This is a genomic window from Mycobacterium sp. NGS61 (assembly GCF_059812325.1).
Map to the genome: position 1 here is coordinate 249,208 of NZ_JCALCL010000005.1, position 15,008 is coordinate 264,215.

Sequence of the window (15,008 nt, forward strand, 5' to 3'; positions counted from 1 at the left end):
TTACCAGCTGATCGGTAGTTCGTGGACGCCGTAGGTGAGCCGGTCGTGCTTGAACGGGATCTCCTCGAACGGGACGGCCAGCGTCATGGTGGGAATCCGCTGGAACAGAGTGCGGAACACGATCTGCAGCTCCGCGCGTGCCAGCTGTTGACCGACGCACTGGTGCCGGCCGTAACCGAAGGCCACATTGCGGTCCGCGTTCGAGCGGTGTAGGTACAGGCGGTCGGGGTCGGTGAACGCTTTTCCATCCCAGTTCGCCGGGGCCAGATCGATGATGATCCCCTCGCCCGCGCGAATGACCTCACCGGCGATGGCAATGTCCTCCACGGCGACGCGGCGCTGACCGTTCTGGATGATGCTGAGGTAGCGCAGCAGTTCCTCCACCGCATTGGCGACGATCTTGGGGTCGTCGGCATCCCGGATGGCCGGCAGCTGGTCGGGATTCTGCAGCAGCGCAAGGACGCCGATCCCGATCATGTTGGCGGTGGTCTCGTGCCCGGCCATCAGCAGGCCGCTGGCCAACTGGGTGGCCTCCTTGAGGCTGAGTTCACCGGCCTTGACTCGCTCGGCCAGGTCGGAAACCGCGTCCTCAGCGGGGTTTTCCATCTTGGTCTCGACCAATGTGGACAGGTATTTGTACAGGCTCATCGCGCCCTTGACGGTGTCCTCGCTGGTCGCGTAGCGAGCGAGGCCGACATTGGCGTGCTCCTGGAACATCTCGGCGTCCTCGTAGGGCACCCCCAGCAGTTGGCTGATCACCAGCGACGGGATGGGAAGCGCGATGGCGGCGACGAGGTCGGCCGGCTGCGGGCCCGCGAGCATCTTGTCGATGTGGTCGTCGGTGATCTGTTGAATCGCCGTGCGAAGACCCTCTACGCGCCGGAAGGTGAAGGGCTTGGACAACATTCGCCGGAATCGGGTGTGCTCTTCGCCGTCGGAGGTGAAGACTGATCGCGGCCGCTTGTGCACTGTGGACAGCATGCGTTCGTTCCAGTGCGGGAAGCCAGGAATCCGGTCGTCGACGCTGACCCGCGAATCCGAGAAGAGCTCCCGGCACTGCTCATAGCCGGTGATCAACCAGGGGGTGCTGCCGTCCCAGATCCGTACCCGGGAAAGCGGTTTGGCAGCGGCCAGCGCCATCACGTCCGGGGGCGGCGCGAACGGGCACCCAGCTGCCCGGACCATCGGATATTCGGGGATGTCGGTGTCGGTGGTGGTGTCTGTGAGTGTGTCGGACACGTTCACTCCTCGATCTGGATGGCCAGTGCCGGGCAGAAGGCAGCGGCTTTGCGGGCGCCCTCGGCCTGGTCGGCGGGTGGCGTTGGGTTGAGCAGGACGACGACACCGTCCTCGTCACGCTGGTCGAATACTTCCGGCGCATTCATCACGCAGTTGCCCGACGATGCGCAACTGTCCTGGTCGACGGTGATTTTCATCGGCCCAGCTCCTCGTCCACCGGAGTGACGGGCGCCAACCACAGGCCCACGATCGCGTCGATCAGTCCGGTGGCCGCCGCACGCCAGGACGGCCGCGGCGTCGAGGCGCCTTCGGCCAGCGCGCGCTCGAGATCGGCACAGGTGTGCATCAACAGGTTGCGCGCCATGATGTTTCGTTCGGACCGCACGGCGATCGGCAGGTCCGGTAGGCAGCTGTTGATGCCGTCGATCACCCGAACCAACGACGACGAGCTCAGCGCGTCCTTGACGACGATGTTGTGGTAGGCCGGGTCTGTCATGGCCTGGGCGGCGAAGCGGGCGTACCAGGTGGGGTTGCCCAGGGCCTCGAGGTGCTCGGTGAGCGGGCAGACCAGACAGGCCACCCACCCCCGCATCCCCACGGCATCCGGCATCGCCGCGACCATCTGCATGCGCAGCTGCTCGATCGGGCCGCGATGCTTCTGCTCGATCGCCCGTACCAGGTCCGCTTTGGTGCCGAAGTGGTATCCGACCGCCGCGTTGTTGCCCTGCCCGGCGGCCTCGCTGACCTGCCGGTTGGACACGGCGAACACCCCGTGCTCGGCGAACAGTCGCTCGGCGGCAACCAGGATCGCCTCCTGCGTGGAGCTGGCCCGGTCGCTGCGCACGGCTCGGCCGACGGTCGTCATGCCGCCCAGTCAACCCGTCACCGGGTATTAAGTCAAGCGATTGATTTAAACATGGGTACCGTCGGCCACCGGTCGCGACCACTCACCGCGAGGCGGTCAAATCGGTGGTAGCCGGCCCCTCCAGCAGCGTGCCGTCCGGCGCGAAGCGCGATCCGTGCAGCGGACATTCCCAGGCCTGGTCGGCGTCGTTCCAGTTGACGATTCCGCCGAGGTGCGGGCACACCGGAGAGACGGTGTGCTCGACGCCGTCCACGCGGGACCTGGCCTCCAGATGCCAGGGCGGCCCGCTGACGACGCCGGTTTCGTCCGGCCCGGGGCTGCGGTTGGTCCAGCGGGTTGCTGGGGTGATCCAGCCCCGGCCCAGGTTGAACCCGACCTCAAGGTTGGACTGCAGCGCGGTGCCCAGTCCCGTCAGCTCATGCCGGCTCCAGCTGGCGAAGGCGCTGGCCCAGTCCATCCGTCCGCCCAGGATCCGGCTCGACAGCGCCAATGCGGCGGCGGGGCCGTTCGTCATTCCCCATTTGTTGAATCCCGTTGCGATGTAGATGCTGTCGAGATTGGGCAGGATGGGACCCACGTACGGCAATTCGTCGATCGGGCTGTAATCCTGTGCCGACCAGAAATGCGTCTGCGCGGCGCCCGGAAAGTGGCGCTTGGTCCACGACGACAGCTCGTCCAGCGCCTTGGACGGACTCTTCTCGCGCCCCACGGTGTGCCCTGCACCGCCGACGATCAGCAACTCGCCGTCCGGCACGGGTGCGTAGCGCACCGAGCGGGTCGGCGAATCAGTCGAGATCATCATCGGACGGGTGATGGTGCCGGGGACCTTGAACGCCAGACAGTAGGACCGCTGCGGTTTGACCCGGGCGAAGTAACCGCCGCGGTCCAGAATCGGCATCCCGGTGGCCAGCACCAGGTGCTCGGCGTGCACGTCGAGATCCTGCTGCGCCTCGTCGTTGACCCGGACCCGCACCCCGCTGCCGCGGGTGGACACGCTGCGTACCCGGGCGTGCTCGACCAATCGCCCACCGTGCTCCAGCAATTCGACGACGAGCGCATCGAGGAACTTCATCGGATCGAACTGCGCCTGCTCGCGCAGTCGCACGCCACCGTGGTACGGGAACGGGACGTCGGCGTCGTCCTCCCAGGTGACCGGTAGCCCCACCGTCTGGCACGCATTGAACTCCGCGCGCGCCGAATTGACGCCGTCGCCGGACTGGGCGTAGGTGTACGCATCCTCCCGCTGGACCGCGACCCCGTGCTTGTCACAGTGGTGGAGGATCCACTCCATTCCTTCGCGGTTGCCGTCCAGATAGGCGCGCGCGGTGTCCCGGCCGTGCTTGGGCAGAATCTTGGACAGGTGAGTGCCCTGCAACAGGCTGATTTTGGCGGTGGTGTTTCCGGTCGCGCAGGCGCCGACGGTCCGTGCTTCCAACACAAGCACGTCCTTGCCCGCGCGCGCCAAGAGCACTGCGGTGGTCAAACCGGTGATGCCGGCACCGACCACGATGACGTCGGCGGACGGTGGCCCGTCACCAAGCCTGCTCGCCGCCCAGGGTTTTCCGGTCCGATTCTCCAGCCATAGCGAAGTCACCGCCTTTTCGTACCCGTAATCGCTCCCCGCAAACGGACCGCCAGGTCACTGCATCGGCCGGCGTTTGGCCCCCTTGATCGCGGGTACTACGCAGGGGCTTTGTTCTTCAATCAGCAGGAACGAGATCGCGGCCGGGTCGCAGCCAGCGGTGGCTGCCCGAGATTCCGGCGCGATCGTTCTCTTCTTCACCTCGGTCGCGGAAGGAATTGTCTTGCGTGTCGCTTCGGTTCCCGCGTCGCACGTCTACGTGCGGCACCTGACTGATCATTGCGCGGATGCCGTTGTGCGACTCGATGATCCGGTACCAGCTGACGGTTGCACGGTGCCCGGCGGCTGGTGGCCGCCGCTGATGCTCGAACGCGGGTGGGTCAGTGGTCACCACGAACTGTTCGACGTGTTCCATGTCCATTTCGGCTTCGACGCGATTGGGCCTGAGGTGCTGAACGACGTGGTCCGGGAACTGCAGATGCGGCACAAGCCGCTGGTGTACACCGTGCACGATCTGCGTAACCCCCACCACCCCGAACCGGGCGCCCACGCCGAGCAGCAGGATGTGCTGATCGCGGCCGCCGACGAGTTGATCACACTGACTCCCGGTGCGGCAGAACTGATCCGGCAACGGTGGCAGCGGCACGCGCGGGTATTGCCGCATCCGCATGTGCTGGATCGGCGACGCATCGATCATCCCCGCACACCTCGCGACAGGTTCGTGGTCGGCGTGCACGTCAAGAGTGTGCGCGCCAATATGGATCCACTGCCGGTGATAGCCGCCCTTGCCGAGATCGTGCCGGCTTTCCCCGACGCGGTATTGCAGATCAACGTGCACGACGAGATCTTCGATCCGGCCAACCACTGGTTCGCACCGGAGATCGGGTTTGCCCTGCTGGACTATCGCGGCCATGCGCAACTGGACGTGCGGGTGCACCCGTACTTCTCCGACGACGAACTCTGGGAATACCTTGCCTCCCTTGCGGTCTCGGTGCTGCCGTACCGGTTCGGCACCCATTCGGGGTGGCTGGAGGCATGCTTTGATCTGGGCACCGCCGTCGTGGCGCCCAGTTGCGGGTTCTATCACCAGCAGCGACCGTGTGGCGTGTTCGAGTTCGACGAGCACACCTTCGACGAATCGTCCCTCGACCGGGCGATCAACGATGCCTACCTGCGCTGGGCAGCCGGTGAACCCGCTCCGCGCGCGACTTGGGCGCAGCGCCGTGCCGAACGTCGTCAACTCGCCGAAGCCCACCAAGACATCTACCAGAGCGTGCTGGCATGACCGCACCGTTGCATGTCGCGCTGATCGCATCCAACCGGTTCCCGATCCGCCAGCCCTTTGCCGGCGGGCTGGAGGCACATGTTTTCCAGCTGGCACGCGGCCTGGCTGCCGGCGGCTGCCGGGTCTCGCTGTTCGCCGCGCCGGGTTCGGACACCGCATTGCAATGCCGCTCTCTGGATCTGCGTCCGCTGGGTTTGTCCGAGGCGGCCCGCGGTGATGTCTCGATGCCGGCTCCGGCGTTCATGGCCGACCACCACGCCTATCTGTCGCTGATGATGTGGCTGGCCGGGCCCGGCAAGGACGAGTTCGACGTGATCCACAACCACAGCCTGCATTACCTCCCGGTCGCGATGGCCTCGATGCTGCCGGCGCCGATGCTGACCACCGTCCATACGCCGCCGACGCCGTGGCTGGAGTCGGCGATCGACGCCGCCAACGGTGACTGCGGCCGCTTCGCCGCCGTGTCACACCACACCGCTGCGTCGTGGCGACACACGATCGGCCGGGTCACCGTGGTGCCCAACGGAATCGACACCGCACAATGGCCGCTCGGTGCCGGTGGGCCGGACCTGGTGTGGTTCGGCCGGATAACCCCGGAAAAAGCGCCACATCTCGCGATTGCCGCCGCCCGCCGGAGCGGGCGGCGGCTGACGCTGGCGGGTCCCATCAGCGACCCGCGGTATTTCACCGAACGCGTGGCTCCGGAATTGGACGACGGCGTTCGCTACGCCGGCCATCTCGACCACGACCAGTTGGCCGATCTGGTGGGCGCGGCCGCCGCGGCGCTGGTCACCCCGGCCTGGGACGAACCGTATGGTCTGGTCGTCGCCGAAGCGATGGCGTGCGGCACCCCGGTCGTGGCGTTCGCCCGCGGCGGCATTCCCGAACTCGTCGACGACAACGTCGGCCGGTTGGTCGCCGCCGATGACGTGCCGGCGATGGCGGACGCCGTCGCAGCGGCGGTCCGGCTCCCCCGAAAACAGGTACGCGATCACGCTGTTCGCCGCTGCTCGTCGAAGGCGATGGTCAGCGCCTACTGCGACGTGTACCGCCACATGATCGATGACTCGACGGGTAGGTCCGATGATCGGCTACTACATCCACCACCAAGGTTTCGGACATCTGGCGCGGGCGGCCAGTATCTGCGCCCGAATGCAGTATCCGGTGACGGCGCTGACATCGCTGGATATCGCTCAGCCACACCCCTTTTCGGCGATCATGAGATTGTCGCGTGACGACGCGGCGGTCGCGGTTGGCGAGCCCACTGCGCACGGCGCCCTGCACTGGGCGCCCTATCACGACCCCGGGTTCACTGCGCGGATGCACGAGATCGCGAGCTGGGTCGGGCGAGCGCAACCGGCGGCCGTCGTCGTCGACGTGTCGGTCGAAGTGGCGACCTTCGTTCGGCTGCTCGGCGTGCCGGTGATCGTGATGGCGTTGCCCGGCAAGCGTGTTGACGCCCCACATCTGCTGGTGCACCGGCTCGCCGATCACATCGTGGCGGCGTGGCCGCGAGACCTGTGCGTGCCGTCCTGGTTGCGGCCTTACGAGGACAAGACCAGTTACGTCGGCGGCATCAGTCGATTCGAGGACCGCTCTGACTGCACTTCCGGCGGGCGGGTACGCACGGCGACATCACCGGAGGGCATGCGGGTGCTGGTCCTCGGCGGAGCCGACGGCACGTTCGGTGCGGCGTTAGAGGATTGCGCGGCAACCTATCCCGGCTTCACCTGGACCGCGCTGGGCGGCGGTAGCGGTTCCTGGATCGCAGATCCGTGGCCGCAGATCTGTGCCGCGGATGTGGTCGTGACGCACGCGGGTCAAGGGTCGGTGGCCGACGTCGCCGCCGCACGACGACCAGCAGTCGTCGTCCCCGAGCCGCGGCCCTTCGACGAGCAGAAAGCCACCGCGAATGTGCTCAAGCGGCATCGACTCGCGGTGGTCGCCAAGAGCTCGCCCAATGCACGAGCCTGGCCCGCGCTACTGGCGCACGCCTCTTCGAGCGACCCGGACCGCTGGCGCCGCTGGCAAGTCGAGGGTGCCGCCGCGCGTGCCGCCACCGCCATCGAAGCCACCGCGCAACGATGCAGCCCGAGCGCAGCATGAGGACCGCTGTCATCACCACCGTGCACGGCCGGGGCGCGCACCTGCAGCGGCAACTGGAGGGATTAGCTCGCAGCACCCTGATGCCGGACACCCACGTCGTCGTCGCGCTCGGCGATCCCGCCGTCGCCGAAACCGTAGCTGCGGCAGGCGCGCCGGCGATCGTCGTCGACTGTCCGGCACCGCCGCCGCTGCCGATCGGATCGGCACGCAATCTCGGCGCGCAGACCGCGCAGGAACACGGTGCCGAGCTGCTGATCTTTCTTGACGTCGACTGCATCCCGGGCGCCACGCTGATCGAGCGCTACCTGGACGTCGCACGCCGGCCGGAGCACGCCTCCGCACTCCTGTGCGGACCCGTCACATACCTGCAGCCCCCGGGGCCAGGTGGCTACGTCATCGCACAACTGTGCGCGCACCCAGATCCGCATCCGGCCCGACCGGCGCCCGAGGACGGCACCGTCCTCGACACTGTGGACTACTCGTTGTTCTGGTCGTTGTCCTTCGCGGTGAACTGCGGTGTCTGGCAGGAAATCGGGGGGTTCTGCGCCAGGTACCGCGGCTACGGTGGTGAGGACACCGACTTTGCTCAATGCGCTGCAGCCCGTGGAGTGCCGATGCGTTGGGTGGGCGGGGCACACGCGTTTCACCAGTACCACCCCGTGGCCGATCCGCCCGTGGATCACCTCGACGACATCCTGCGCAATGCGGCGATTTTCCACCAGCGCTGGGGATGGTGGCCGATGGAGGGCTGGCTGTCCGCGTTTGAGGGACAAGGCCTTATCGTCCGCCAGGACGACGGATGCCCGGTACGAACCGCAGCCGTCCGCGCACCGCCGGGCAATCACAGCGTTTCAGCGCAATAAAACCGGCAACCCGCGCCTATAACAACAAACAGCCCAGGAGTTCGAGATGCCCCCCGCCCGCAAGCCCTCCCAATCCACCCCGCGCCGCACCAGCCCGACCGGCGCCAGCAACGGCGACGACCTCGAGGCCGACCCGCGTTCCCAGCAGGGCAAGTTCCTCACCACCGCACAAGGTGTGCGCCTGCCCGACACCGATCACTCGCTCAAAGCCGGTAACCGCGGGCCCAGCCTGCTCGAAGACTTCCATCTCCGGGAAAAGATCACCCATTTCGACCACGAGCGCATTCCAGAGCGTGTGGTGCACGCCCGGGGCGCCGCAGCGCACGGCGTCTTCGAGGCCTACGGCAATGCCTCGGACTACACCCGAGCCGGCTTCCTGGCCCGCAAAGGCCGGAAAACTGACGTCTTCTGCCGTTTCTCCACGGTTCTCGGCTCGCGCGGATCGGCCGACACGGTGCGGGACACCCGCGGTTTCGCGGTGAAGTTCTACACCGACGAAGGCAACTTCGACTTGGTAGGCAACAACATTCCCGTGTTCTTCATCCAGGACGGCATCAAATTCCCCGACGTCGTGCACGCCGCAAAGCCCCACCCGGACCGGGAGATCCCGCAGGCGCAATCCGCCCATGACACCTTCTGGGATTTCGTGTCGCTGCACACCGAGGCCACCCATCACGTGTTCTGGAACATGAGTGACCGCGGTATCCCGCGCTCGTACCGCACCATGGAGGGATTCGGCGTGCACACCTTCCGGTTGGTGAACCGGAAGGGCAAGACCAGTCTGGTCAAGTTCCACTGGAAGCCGGCGGCCGGCGTGCATTCGCTGGTGTGGGAGGAAGCGCAGATCGCCGCCGGATGCGATCCGGACTTCCACCGCCGCGACATGGCCGATGCGATCGACGCCGGCGCTTTCCTCGAATACGAACTCGGCATTCAGGTGATGCCGGACGACGGCACCGATACTTACGAAGGAATCGATCTGCTCGATCCGACGAAACTCGTTCCGGAGGAACTGGTTCCGGTCACCCTGATCGGCAAGCTCACGCTGAATCGCAATCCCACCAACTATTTCGCCGAAACCGAACAGGTCGCATTTCACACCGGCAACCTGGTTCCCGGTATCGAGCCGACCAACGATCCACTGATGCAGGCTCGGTTGTTCTCCTACCTCGACACCCAGCTGACCCGGCTGGGCGGGCCTAACTTCACGCAGTTGCCGATCAACCGACCGCACTGCCCGGTCAACGACATGCTGCGCGACGGCATGCATCAGACGGCAATCCACGAAGGGCTGGCCCCGTACCGTCCCAACAGCATTGACGACGGTGAACCCGAGGTGGCCGGTGTCGACGACGGTGGCTACGTGCAGACGCCGCGGGCGGTCCAGGGCCCGACCGTCCGGGAGAACCCCGCCTCGTTCGACGATCACTTCAGCCAGGCCGCGATCTTCTACCGCAGCCTCAGCCGCGTCGAACAACTGCACGTCATCGAGGCGTTCACCTTCGAACTCGGCAAGTGCTACGAGCAGGAGATCAAAGAACGCGAACTGCAGGTGCTCGCCAACGTCGACACCGACCTGTGCGAGCAGGTCGCTGCCGGGCTGGGATTGCCTGCGCCGAAAGGTAATCCGCCGAAGGACGTCACCACCTCAGCGGCATTGTCCCAGGTGTACACCGAGCCCGGACCGGTCGACGGCCGCAAGGTCGGCATCATCGCCGACGCGGGGTCGGACCTCGCGGGCGTCTCGAAATTGGTGAAGGCTGTGCTGGCCGCAGGCGCCGTCCCGCTGCTCACCGCACCGGTAGGCGGAAAACTGAAGTCGGGCAGACGGATTGAGATCGTGGAACGCACCTTACTGACCGCTCGGTCCATCGAATTCGACGCCGTGATCGTCGCCGCCGGAACCACGCCCAGCGGGGATATCAAGCTGGTGACTCTGCTGCAGGAGGCATTCCGGCACTGCAAGCCGGTGGCGGCCTGGGGCGACGGGGTTGCCGTGCTGCAGCAGGCCGGCATCTCTGCCGACGACCCCGGGGTGCTGGTCTCCGACGACGTCGACAAGAAAGCTACCGCGGCACTGCTGGCAGCCCTCGGGATGCACCGGGTGTGGGACCGGGCGCCGAAGGTGATGGCGTCGGCGATCCCGCCGGCCAAGAAGAGGTAACGGGTTGCTAGCCGCCCTGGGATCTGCGGTTCCGCCACGCCGTCCACGCGCCGGTGCACCATAGAGCCCAGATCACCAGGAGCGGCTGCAACAGCAGCCGGACGCCACGGGCCAGGTCGGAATCGAGCCCGAATGCGTCCGTGTGCGTGACGAACTGGGAGATATTGCCCGGAAAGACCAGCACGAAGAAAAGCGCAACCAGCCACCCGACCGGCACCCGCCACCGGGTGGGTCCCAGCAGGGCGGCTCCCAGCGCTAGCTCGACGACACCCGAGGCGATGACGACGAAATCGGCGCTCACCGGCAGCCACGGCGGAACCTGTGCGTAGAACGTGGTCCGGGCGAAGCTGAGGTGGCCGACGCCGGCGAAGATCAGGAAGGCACCGAGGGCGATGCGGAACACGGTGCGCAGCATGTCGTTGCGTCCCGCGCTTATGTTTCGCGCTTCCGTGACCGCATCACCTTGCCGGCCACCGTTCCACCGTCCACGGGCAGCACCGTCCCTGTGACGTAGCGCGACCGCTCAGTGGCGAAGTACAGCGCCGCCTCGGCGACGTCATCGGGTGTGCCCTCCCGCTTCAGCGGCCGGTCGTCGCGCATCGTCTGTCGGATGTTCGCCTCGAACCGCTCCAATTCCGCCGGGTCCATACCGGCGGCGGACGACGCCAGGATCGGGGTCGGGATGTTGCCGGGCGCAATCGCGTTGACGCGAATCTCGTGGTATGCCAACTCGATTGCCGCGGATTTGGTGAATTGAATTACCGCCGCCTTGGACGCCCGGTAGGTCGCGACGCCACCACCGGCGAGGATCCCCCCGATCGAGCTGATGTTGATGATGGAGCCACCGCCATGGGCGGCCATGTGCCGGGCAGCGTCTCGGGTGCCGACCATCACCCCCAGCACGTTGACCGCCATCACGCGGTGGAAGTTCGAGAAGTCGTCGTCCAGCAGACGGCCCAGCGGGCTGGAGATCCCGGCGTTGTTCACCATGACATGCAGCCCACCGAATTTGTCGACCGTCGCCGCCACCAGCGCGCCGATCTGTTCGGGGTCCGACACGTCGGTGCGGTGGAACAGGGCGTTCGGTCCAAGCGCCTTGGCCAGGGCCTCGCCGTTAGCAGTGTCGATGTCGGCCATCACCACCCGCGCGCCCTCGGCGACAAACCGCTCCACGAGCCCGCGTCCGATGCCTGAAGCACCGCCGGTGATGACGGCAACCTTATCCGTCAGTTCGTTGGTCACCCGTCGAGTTAATCGGCGATACAGGTATTAAGTCAAGCAGTTGATTTAAGAGCCGCTGTCGGCGACGAATACCCGGCCGAACGGCTGACGGCAACGCGGACCGATAGTCCGGTCAACGATGCTTTCCCGGAATAGCGTTCTGACGCACGGCTTCTTGCGCCAATTGCACGCGGGAGATGAACATGCGCGCAGCGATGTCCTTATTGGCCAGTCCATCGCTGACAAGACGGGCCACATCTAGTTCGGTCGGGGTCAGCGCCGCCCAACCGCTCGAAAGCCGCTTGCGTTCGCCCCTTCCGCGCAGTGCGTAACTGATGGCGTCCTCAGCGGACAGCGCAGTTAATCTGCTGGTGGCACACGCTTTTCACCGGCGGCGCTACGGTTCGTCGTCGTGTTCGGGGTTGAGGAGTTTTTCGGGGTGGTGGTAGGTGTTGGTTCTGGGTTGGCCGTGGTCTTGGTGGGGTGGGGGGAGCCATTCGGTGTGGCCGTGGGTGTTGGTGCGGGTGGTCCAGCCGTGTTCGGCCAGGCGGTTGTGGGTGCCGCAGGCCAGGGTGAGGTCGGTGATGTCGGTGCGTCGGGTTTTGGTCCAGGCGGTGACGTGGTGGACTTCGCTGTGGTAGGCGGGGGCGTCGCAGCCGGGTTTGGTGCAGCCGCGGTCTTTGGCGTGCAGCATGATGCGTTGGGCCGGTGAGGCCAGGCGTTGGGTGTGGTACAGCGCCAGCGGTTTGGCGTGATCGAACAGCGCCAGATAGTGGTGGGCGTGGCTGGCCATGCGGATGACATCGGAGATCGGCAGCAGGGTTCCGCCGCTGGTGCGCCCGGTGCCGGTACCGGCTTCGAGGTCTTGCAGGGTGGTGGTGACGATGATGGTGACCGGCAGCCCGCGGTGGGTGCCCAGGTCCCCGGAGGCGAACAGCGCCCGCAGGGCGGCCAGCGTCGCGTCGTGCTGACGCTGGGCGGTGCTGCGCCGATCCCCACCGGCGACCTCGGGGTCGGGTTCGCCGTCGATGACCGGGGCGTCGTCGGCGGGGTTGGCCATGCCCGGGGCGGCCAGTTTGGACCACAGCGCTTCGATCGCTGCGCGTAGTTCGGGGGTGATCAGCCCGCTGATCGTCGACATGCCGTCACGCTGCTGGGCACCCAGGGTGATCCCGCGCGATCGGGTGCGTTCCTCATCGGAGAAGTCCCCGTCAGGGTGCAGGCAGTTCATCATGTGCTGGGCGTAGCCGGCCAGCTCATCGGGGCGCTGCCAGGCGGCTTTGTCGGCCAGATCCGCTTCGGCGGCCTCGCGGGTCAACGCATCGACCGCCGCGGGTAGATGTTTGAAGAAGTCGCGGATCACGGTGATCTGCCCGTCGCCGATGCGCCCGGCGCGCTGGCCGGCTGCGGTCGCGCACAGCACCGGCTCCAACGGTTGGCCGGTCAACGCCCGGCGCGGACCCAGATCGACGGCCTCGGCGATGCGGCGGGCGGCGCAGGGTTTGGTGATGCACAACCGGGTGGCCAGCGCCTCACACAACGTGCCCCCCAACTCGGTTTTGTCGGCCTGGGCGGCGAGCTGATTGATCAACGGGTGCTGCGGGACCCGCAACCGGCGCGCCATCCGTTCCAGTCGCTGCAAGGCCCGCAACCGCTCCGGGGTGGTCAACACCTCAAACGACAACCCACACAACCGATCCAACCCAGCATCGAGCGCGTCGAAGACCGCCACGATCTCATCGCGCGAACTGGTTGCCATGCCAATGATTCTACGAACCACCACCGACAACCAGATGAGCGATAAACGGTTGCGCCAGAACATAATTCACTCAAGATAGATGGAACCGAACGGCACCGGAATGCGTCTAACAGATAAGCAGCCGCCCCACCCCGACCGGCACGTGACAGCAGATGCGCCAGCACATTTCCCAAGACATCACTGCGCCCCCTCGAGTTACCGACGTGAAGCTGGACCCGCACCGGCTCGCACAGCAGGTTCAGTGCAGAGGTTGCGGGAACAGCCGCGGCTGAGCAGGGTAGGAGGCGCATTCCAGCATCAGGCATCCATGAACGCGTATGAGGAGCTGTCAATGCCGGGACAACCGACCAGCGGCAACCCCTTCGAAACGGCCAGGTTCAACAGACGCGGCTTCATCGCCGCAGGTATCGCCGGCGGTGCGGCGCTCGTCGCGTGCGAACGGTCGGTAACCACCAAGCCGACGATGTCCGGGGCCATCGCCGCGGCCGAAGCAACCCGTCCGCACAGCGGTCGCACGGTGACAGCAAGTCTCACGCCGCAAGCGACCAAGGTCGACATCGGCGGCAAGATCGTCGACACGTTCGCCTACGGCGCCAGCATCCCGGGCCCGCTGATCCGGTCCACCATCGGCGACGAGATCGTCGTCTCAGTGTCCAACAGACTCGACCATCCCACGTCGGTCCATTGGCACGGCGTGGCGATACGCAACGACATGGACGGCGCCGAACCCGCGACACCGAACATCCCTGCCGGCCAGAACTTCACCTACCGGTTCTCCGTCCCGGATTCGGGAACGTACTGGGCTCACCCCCATACCGGTCTCGATGCCGACAAAGGTCTCTACCTGCCGTTCATCGTCGACGATCCGACCGAAATGGGCCACTACGATGCGGAATGGATTGTGGTGCTCGATGATTGGACCGACGGTGTCGGTAAGTCACCGCAGCAGCTCTACGAAGCCCTGACCGACCCGAACAGACAACCCAGCCCGCCACCGCTACCCACGACCACGTCGACCACGACGGCCTCTTCGGCTCCGCCCAGCCCGACCAGCGGGATGCCCGGTATGCCAGGGATGCCGGAAGGAACGGCAGGTGAGGTCGGCACCAGCGACTTACTCGGCGGCGATGCCGGCGACATCGCCTACCCCTACTACCTGGTCAACGGACGAATTTCGGACGCCGCAACAACATTCAATGCCAAACCCCGCCAACGAATCCGAATCCGGCTCATCAACACCGCCTCGGACACCACGTTCCGGGTCGCATTGGCGGGCCACCCCATGACGGTCACCCACACGGACGGCTACCCGGTGATCCCCACCCAGGTCGACGCGTTGCTGATCGGCATGGCCGAGCGCTACGACGTCTACGTGACCGCGGCCGACGGCGTCTTCCCGCTCGTCGCAGCCGCCGAGGGGAAGAACGCCGTCACCCGGGCATTGTTGTCCACCGGGATGGGCAGTCCACCCGACCCCCGGTTCCGGCCCGCGGAACTCACCCGCCGTGTCGGCACCATCGAGAAGTTCACCGCCACAACATCGGTCAACCTCGGGCGACCGGACCCCGGCCTCGAACTGCCGGTCGTACTCGGCGGCACGATGGCCAAGTATGACTGGACGATCAACGGCGAGCCGTACAGCAGGACGAAACCGCTGCACATCCGAGAAGGCCAGCGGCCGACCCTGGTGTTCGACAACCCCACCATGATGTACCACCCGATTCATCTGCACGGCCACACATTCCAGGTGGTCAAATCAGACGGCTCCCTCGGCGCTCGCAAAGACACCGTCATCGTGCTGCCGAAGCAGAAGATGCGTGCCGTCCTGATCGCCAATAACCCCGGGACGTGGGTGATGCACTGTCACAACACATATCATCAACACGCAGGAATGATGACGCGGCTGGATTACCTGATCTGACGC

The 15,008-nt window shown here is 66.1% G+C and carries 13 protein-coding genes and 1 pseudogene; 6 read left to right on the top strand and 8 right to left on the bottom strand.

The genetic code is table 11. The features are described 5' to 3' along the window. The 4 genes from AC5Y3Z_RS13740 to AC5Y3Z_RS13755 form a co-directional block, all read right to left on the bottom strand. On the bottom strand, nucleotides 1-1,239 hold the full coding sequence (locus tag AC5Y3Z_RS13740) for a cytochrome P450 (protein WP_463827217.1): 1,239 nt from the start codon (nucleotides 1,237-1,239) through the stop codon (nucleotides 1-3). Nucleotides 1,240-1,241: 2 nt separating this feature from the next. Further along, entirely contained in the window at nucleotides 1,242-1,436 is a 195-nt protein-coding gene (locus AC5Y3Z_RS13745) for a ferredoxin (protein ID WP_463827216.1), read from the bottom strand. Then, complete coding sequence (locus AC5Y3Z_RS13750) at nucleotides 1,433-2,104, bottom strand: TetR/AcrR family transcriptional regulator (protein WP_463827215.1); 672 nt, start codon at nucleotides 2,102-2,104, stop codon at nucleotides 1,433-1,435. The genes AC5Y3Z_RS13745 and AC5Y3Z_RS13750 overlap by 4 nt, the downstream gene beginning before the upstream one ends. A gap of 82 nt (nucleotides 2,105-2,186) precedes the next feature. Continuing rightward, a complete protein-coding gene (locus AC5Y3Z_RS13755) occupies nucleotides 2,187-3,698 on the bottom strand; it encodes an FAD-dependent oxidoreductase (RefSeq protein ID WP_463827214.1) in 1,512 nt (503 codons plus the stop codon). Between the two features lie 205 nt (nucleotides 3,699-3,903). Here AC5Y3Z_RS13755 and AC5Y3Z_RS13760 point away from each other — a divergent pair, with 205 nt between their 5' ends. Genes AC5Y3Z_RS13760 through AC5Y3Z_RS13780 form a run of 5 tightly spaced genes read left to right on the top strand, consistent with a single transcriptional unit; the run spans nucleotide 3,904 to nucleotide 10,104 of the window. Continuing rightward, nucleotides 3,904-4,971 (top strand): glycosyltransferase family protein, encoded by a 1,068-nt coding sequence (locus AC5Y3Z_RS13760; RefSeq protein WP_463827492.1) that lies wholly within the window; start codon nucleotides 3,904-3,906, stop codon nucleotides 4,969-4,971. Beyond that, nucleotides 4,968-6,206: a glycosyltransferase gene (locus tag AC5Y3Z_RS13765; protein WP_463827213.1), complete on the top strand. Its 1,239-nt coding sequence runs from the start codon at nucleotides 4,968-4,970 to the stop codon at nucleotides 6,204-6,206. Before AC5Y3Z_RS13760 ends, AC5Y3Z_RS13765 begins: the two co-directional genes overlap by 4 nt. Continuing rightward, on the top strand, nucleotides 6,190-7,077 hold the full coding sequence (locus AC5Y3Z_RS13770; protein WP_463827212.1) for a glycosyltransferase: 888 nt from the start codon (nucleotides 6,190-6,192) through the stop codon (nucleotides 7,075-7,077). Before AC5Y3Z_RS13765 ends, AC5Y3Z_RS13770 begins: the two co-directional genes overlap by 17 nt. Next, the gene (locus tag AC5Y3Z_RS13775) at nucleotides 7,074-7,940 is read left to right on the top strand and encodes a glycosyltransferase family 2 protein (protein WP_463827211.1); all 867 of its coding nucleotides are present in this window, start codon (nucleotides 7,074-7,076) and stop codon (nucleotides 7,938-7,940) included. The genes AC5Y3Z_RS13770 and AC5Y3Z_RS13775 overlap by 4 nt, the downstream gene beginning before the upstream one ends. A gap of 46 nt (nucleotides 7,941-7,986) precedes the next feature. Next, nucleotides 7,987-10,104: a catalase gene (locus AC5Y3Z_RS13780; protein ID WP_463827210.1), complete on the top strand. Its 2,118-nt coding sequence runs from the start codon at nucleotides 7,987-7,989 to the stop codon at nucleotides 10,102-10,104. A gap of 7 nt (nucleotides 10,105-10,111) precedes the next feature. On the opposite strand, the gene AC5Y3Z_RS13785 is transcribed toward AC5Y3Z_RS13780, so the two are convergent. The 4 genes and pseudogenes from AC5Y3Z_RS13785 to AC5Y3Z_RS13800 form a co-directional block, all read right to left on the bottom strand. Next, entirely contained in the window at nucleotides 10,112-10,519 is a 408-nt protein-coding gene (locus tag AC5Y3Z_RS13785) for a DoxX family protein (RefSeq protein WP_463827209.1), read from the bottom strand. Nucleotides 10,520-10,536: 17 nt separating this feature from the next. Next, a complete protein-coding gene (locus tag AC5Y3Z_RS13790; protein ID WP_463827208.1) occupies nucleotides 10,537-11,346 on the bottom strand; it encodes an SDR family NAD(P)-dependent oxidoreductase in 810 nt (269 codons plus the stop codon). Between the two features lie 112 nt (nucleotides 11,347-11,458). Further along, nucleotides 11,459-11,683: pseudogene (locus AC5Y3Z_RS13795) on the bottom strand (LuxR C-terminal-related transcriptional regulator); the annotation flags it as partial. Nucleotides 11,684-11,722: 39 nt separating this feature from the next. Next, the gene (locus tag AC5Y3Z_RS13800) at nucleotides 11,723-13,084 is read right to left on the bottom strand and encodes an HNH endonuclease signature motif containing protein (protein WP_463827207.1); all 1,362 of its coding nucleotides are present in this window, start codon (nucleotides 13,082-13,084) and stop codon (nucleotides 11,723-11,725) included. 331 nt (nucleotides 13,085-13,415) lie between these two features. Between AC5Y3Z_RS13800 and AC5Y3Z_RS13805 the strand changes: the two genes are divergently transcribed. Beyond that, entirely contained in the window at nucleotides 13,416-15,005 is a 1,590-nt protein-coding gene (locus AC5Y3Z_RS13805; RefSeq protein ID WP_463827206.1) for a multicopper oxidase family protein, read from the top strand. Nucleotides 15,006-15,008: the final 3 nt, after the last annotated feature.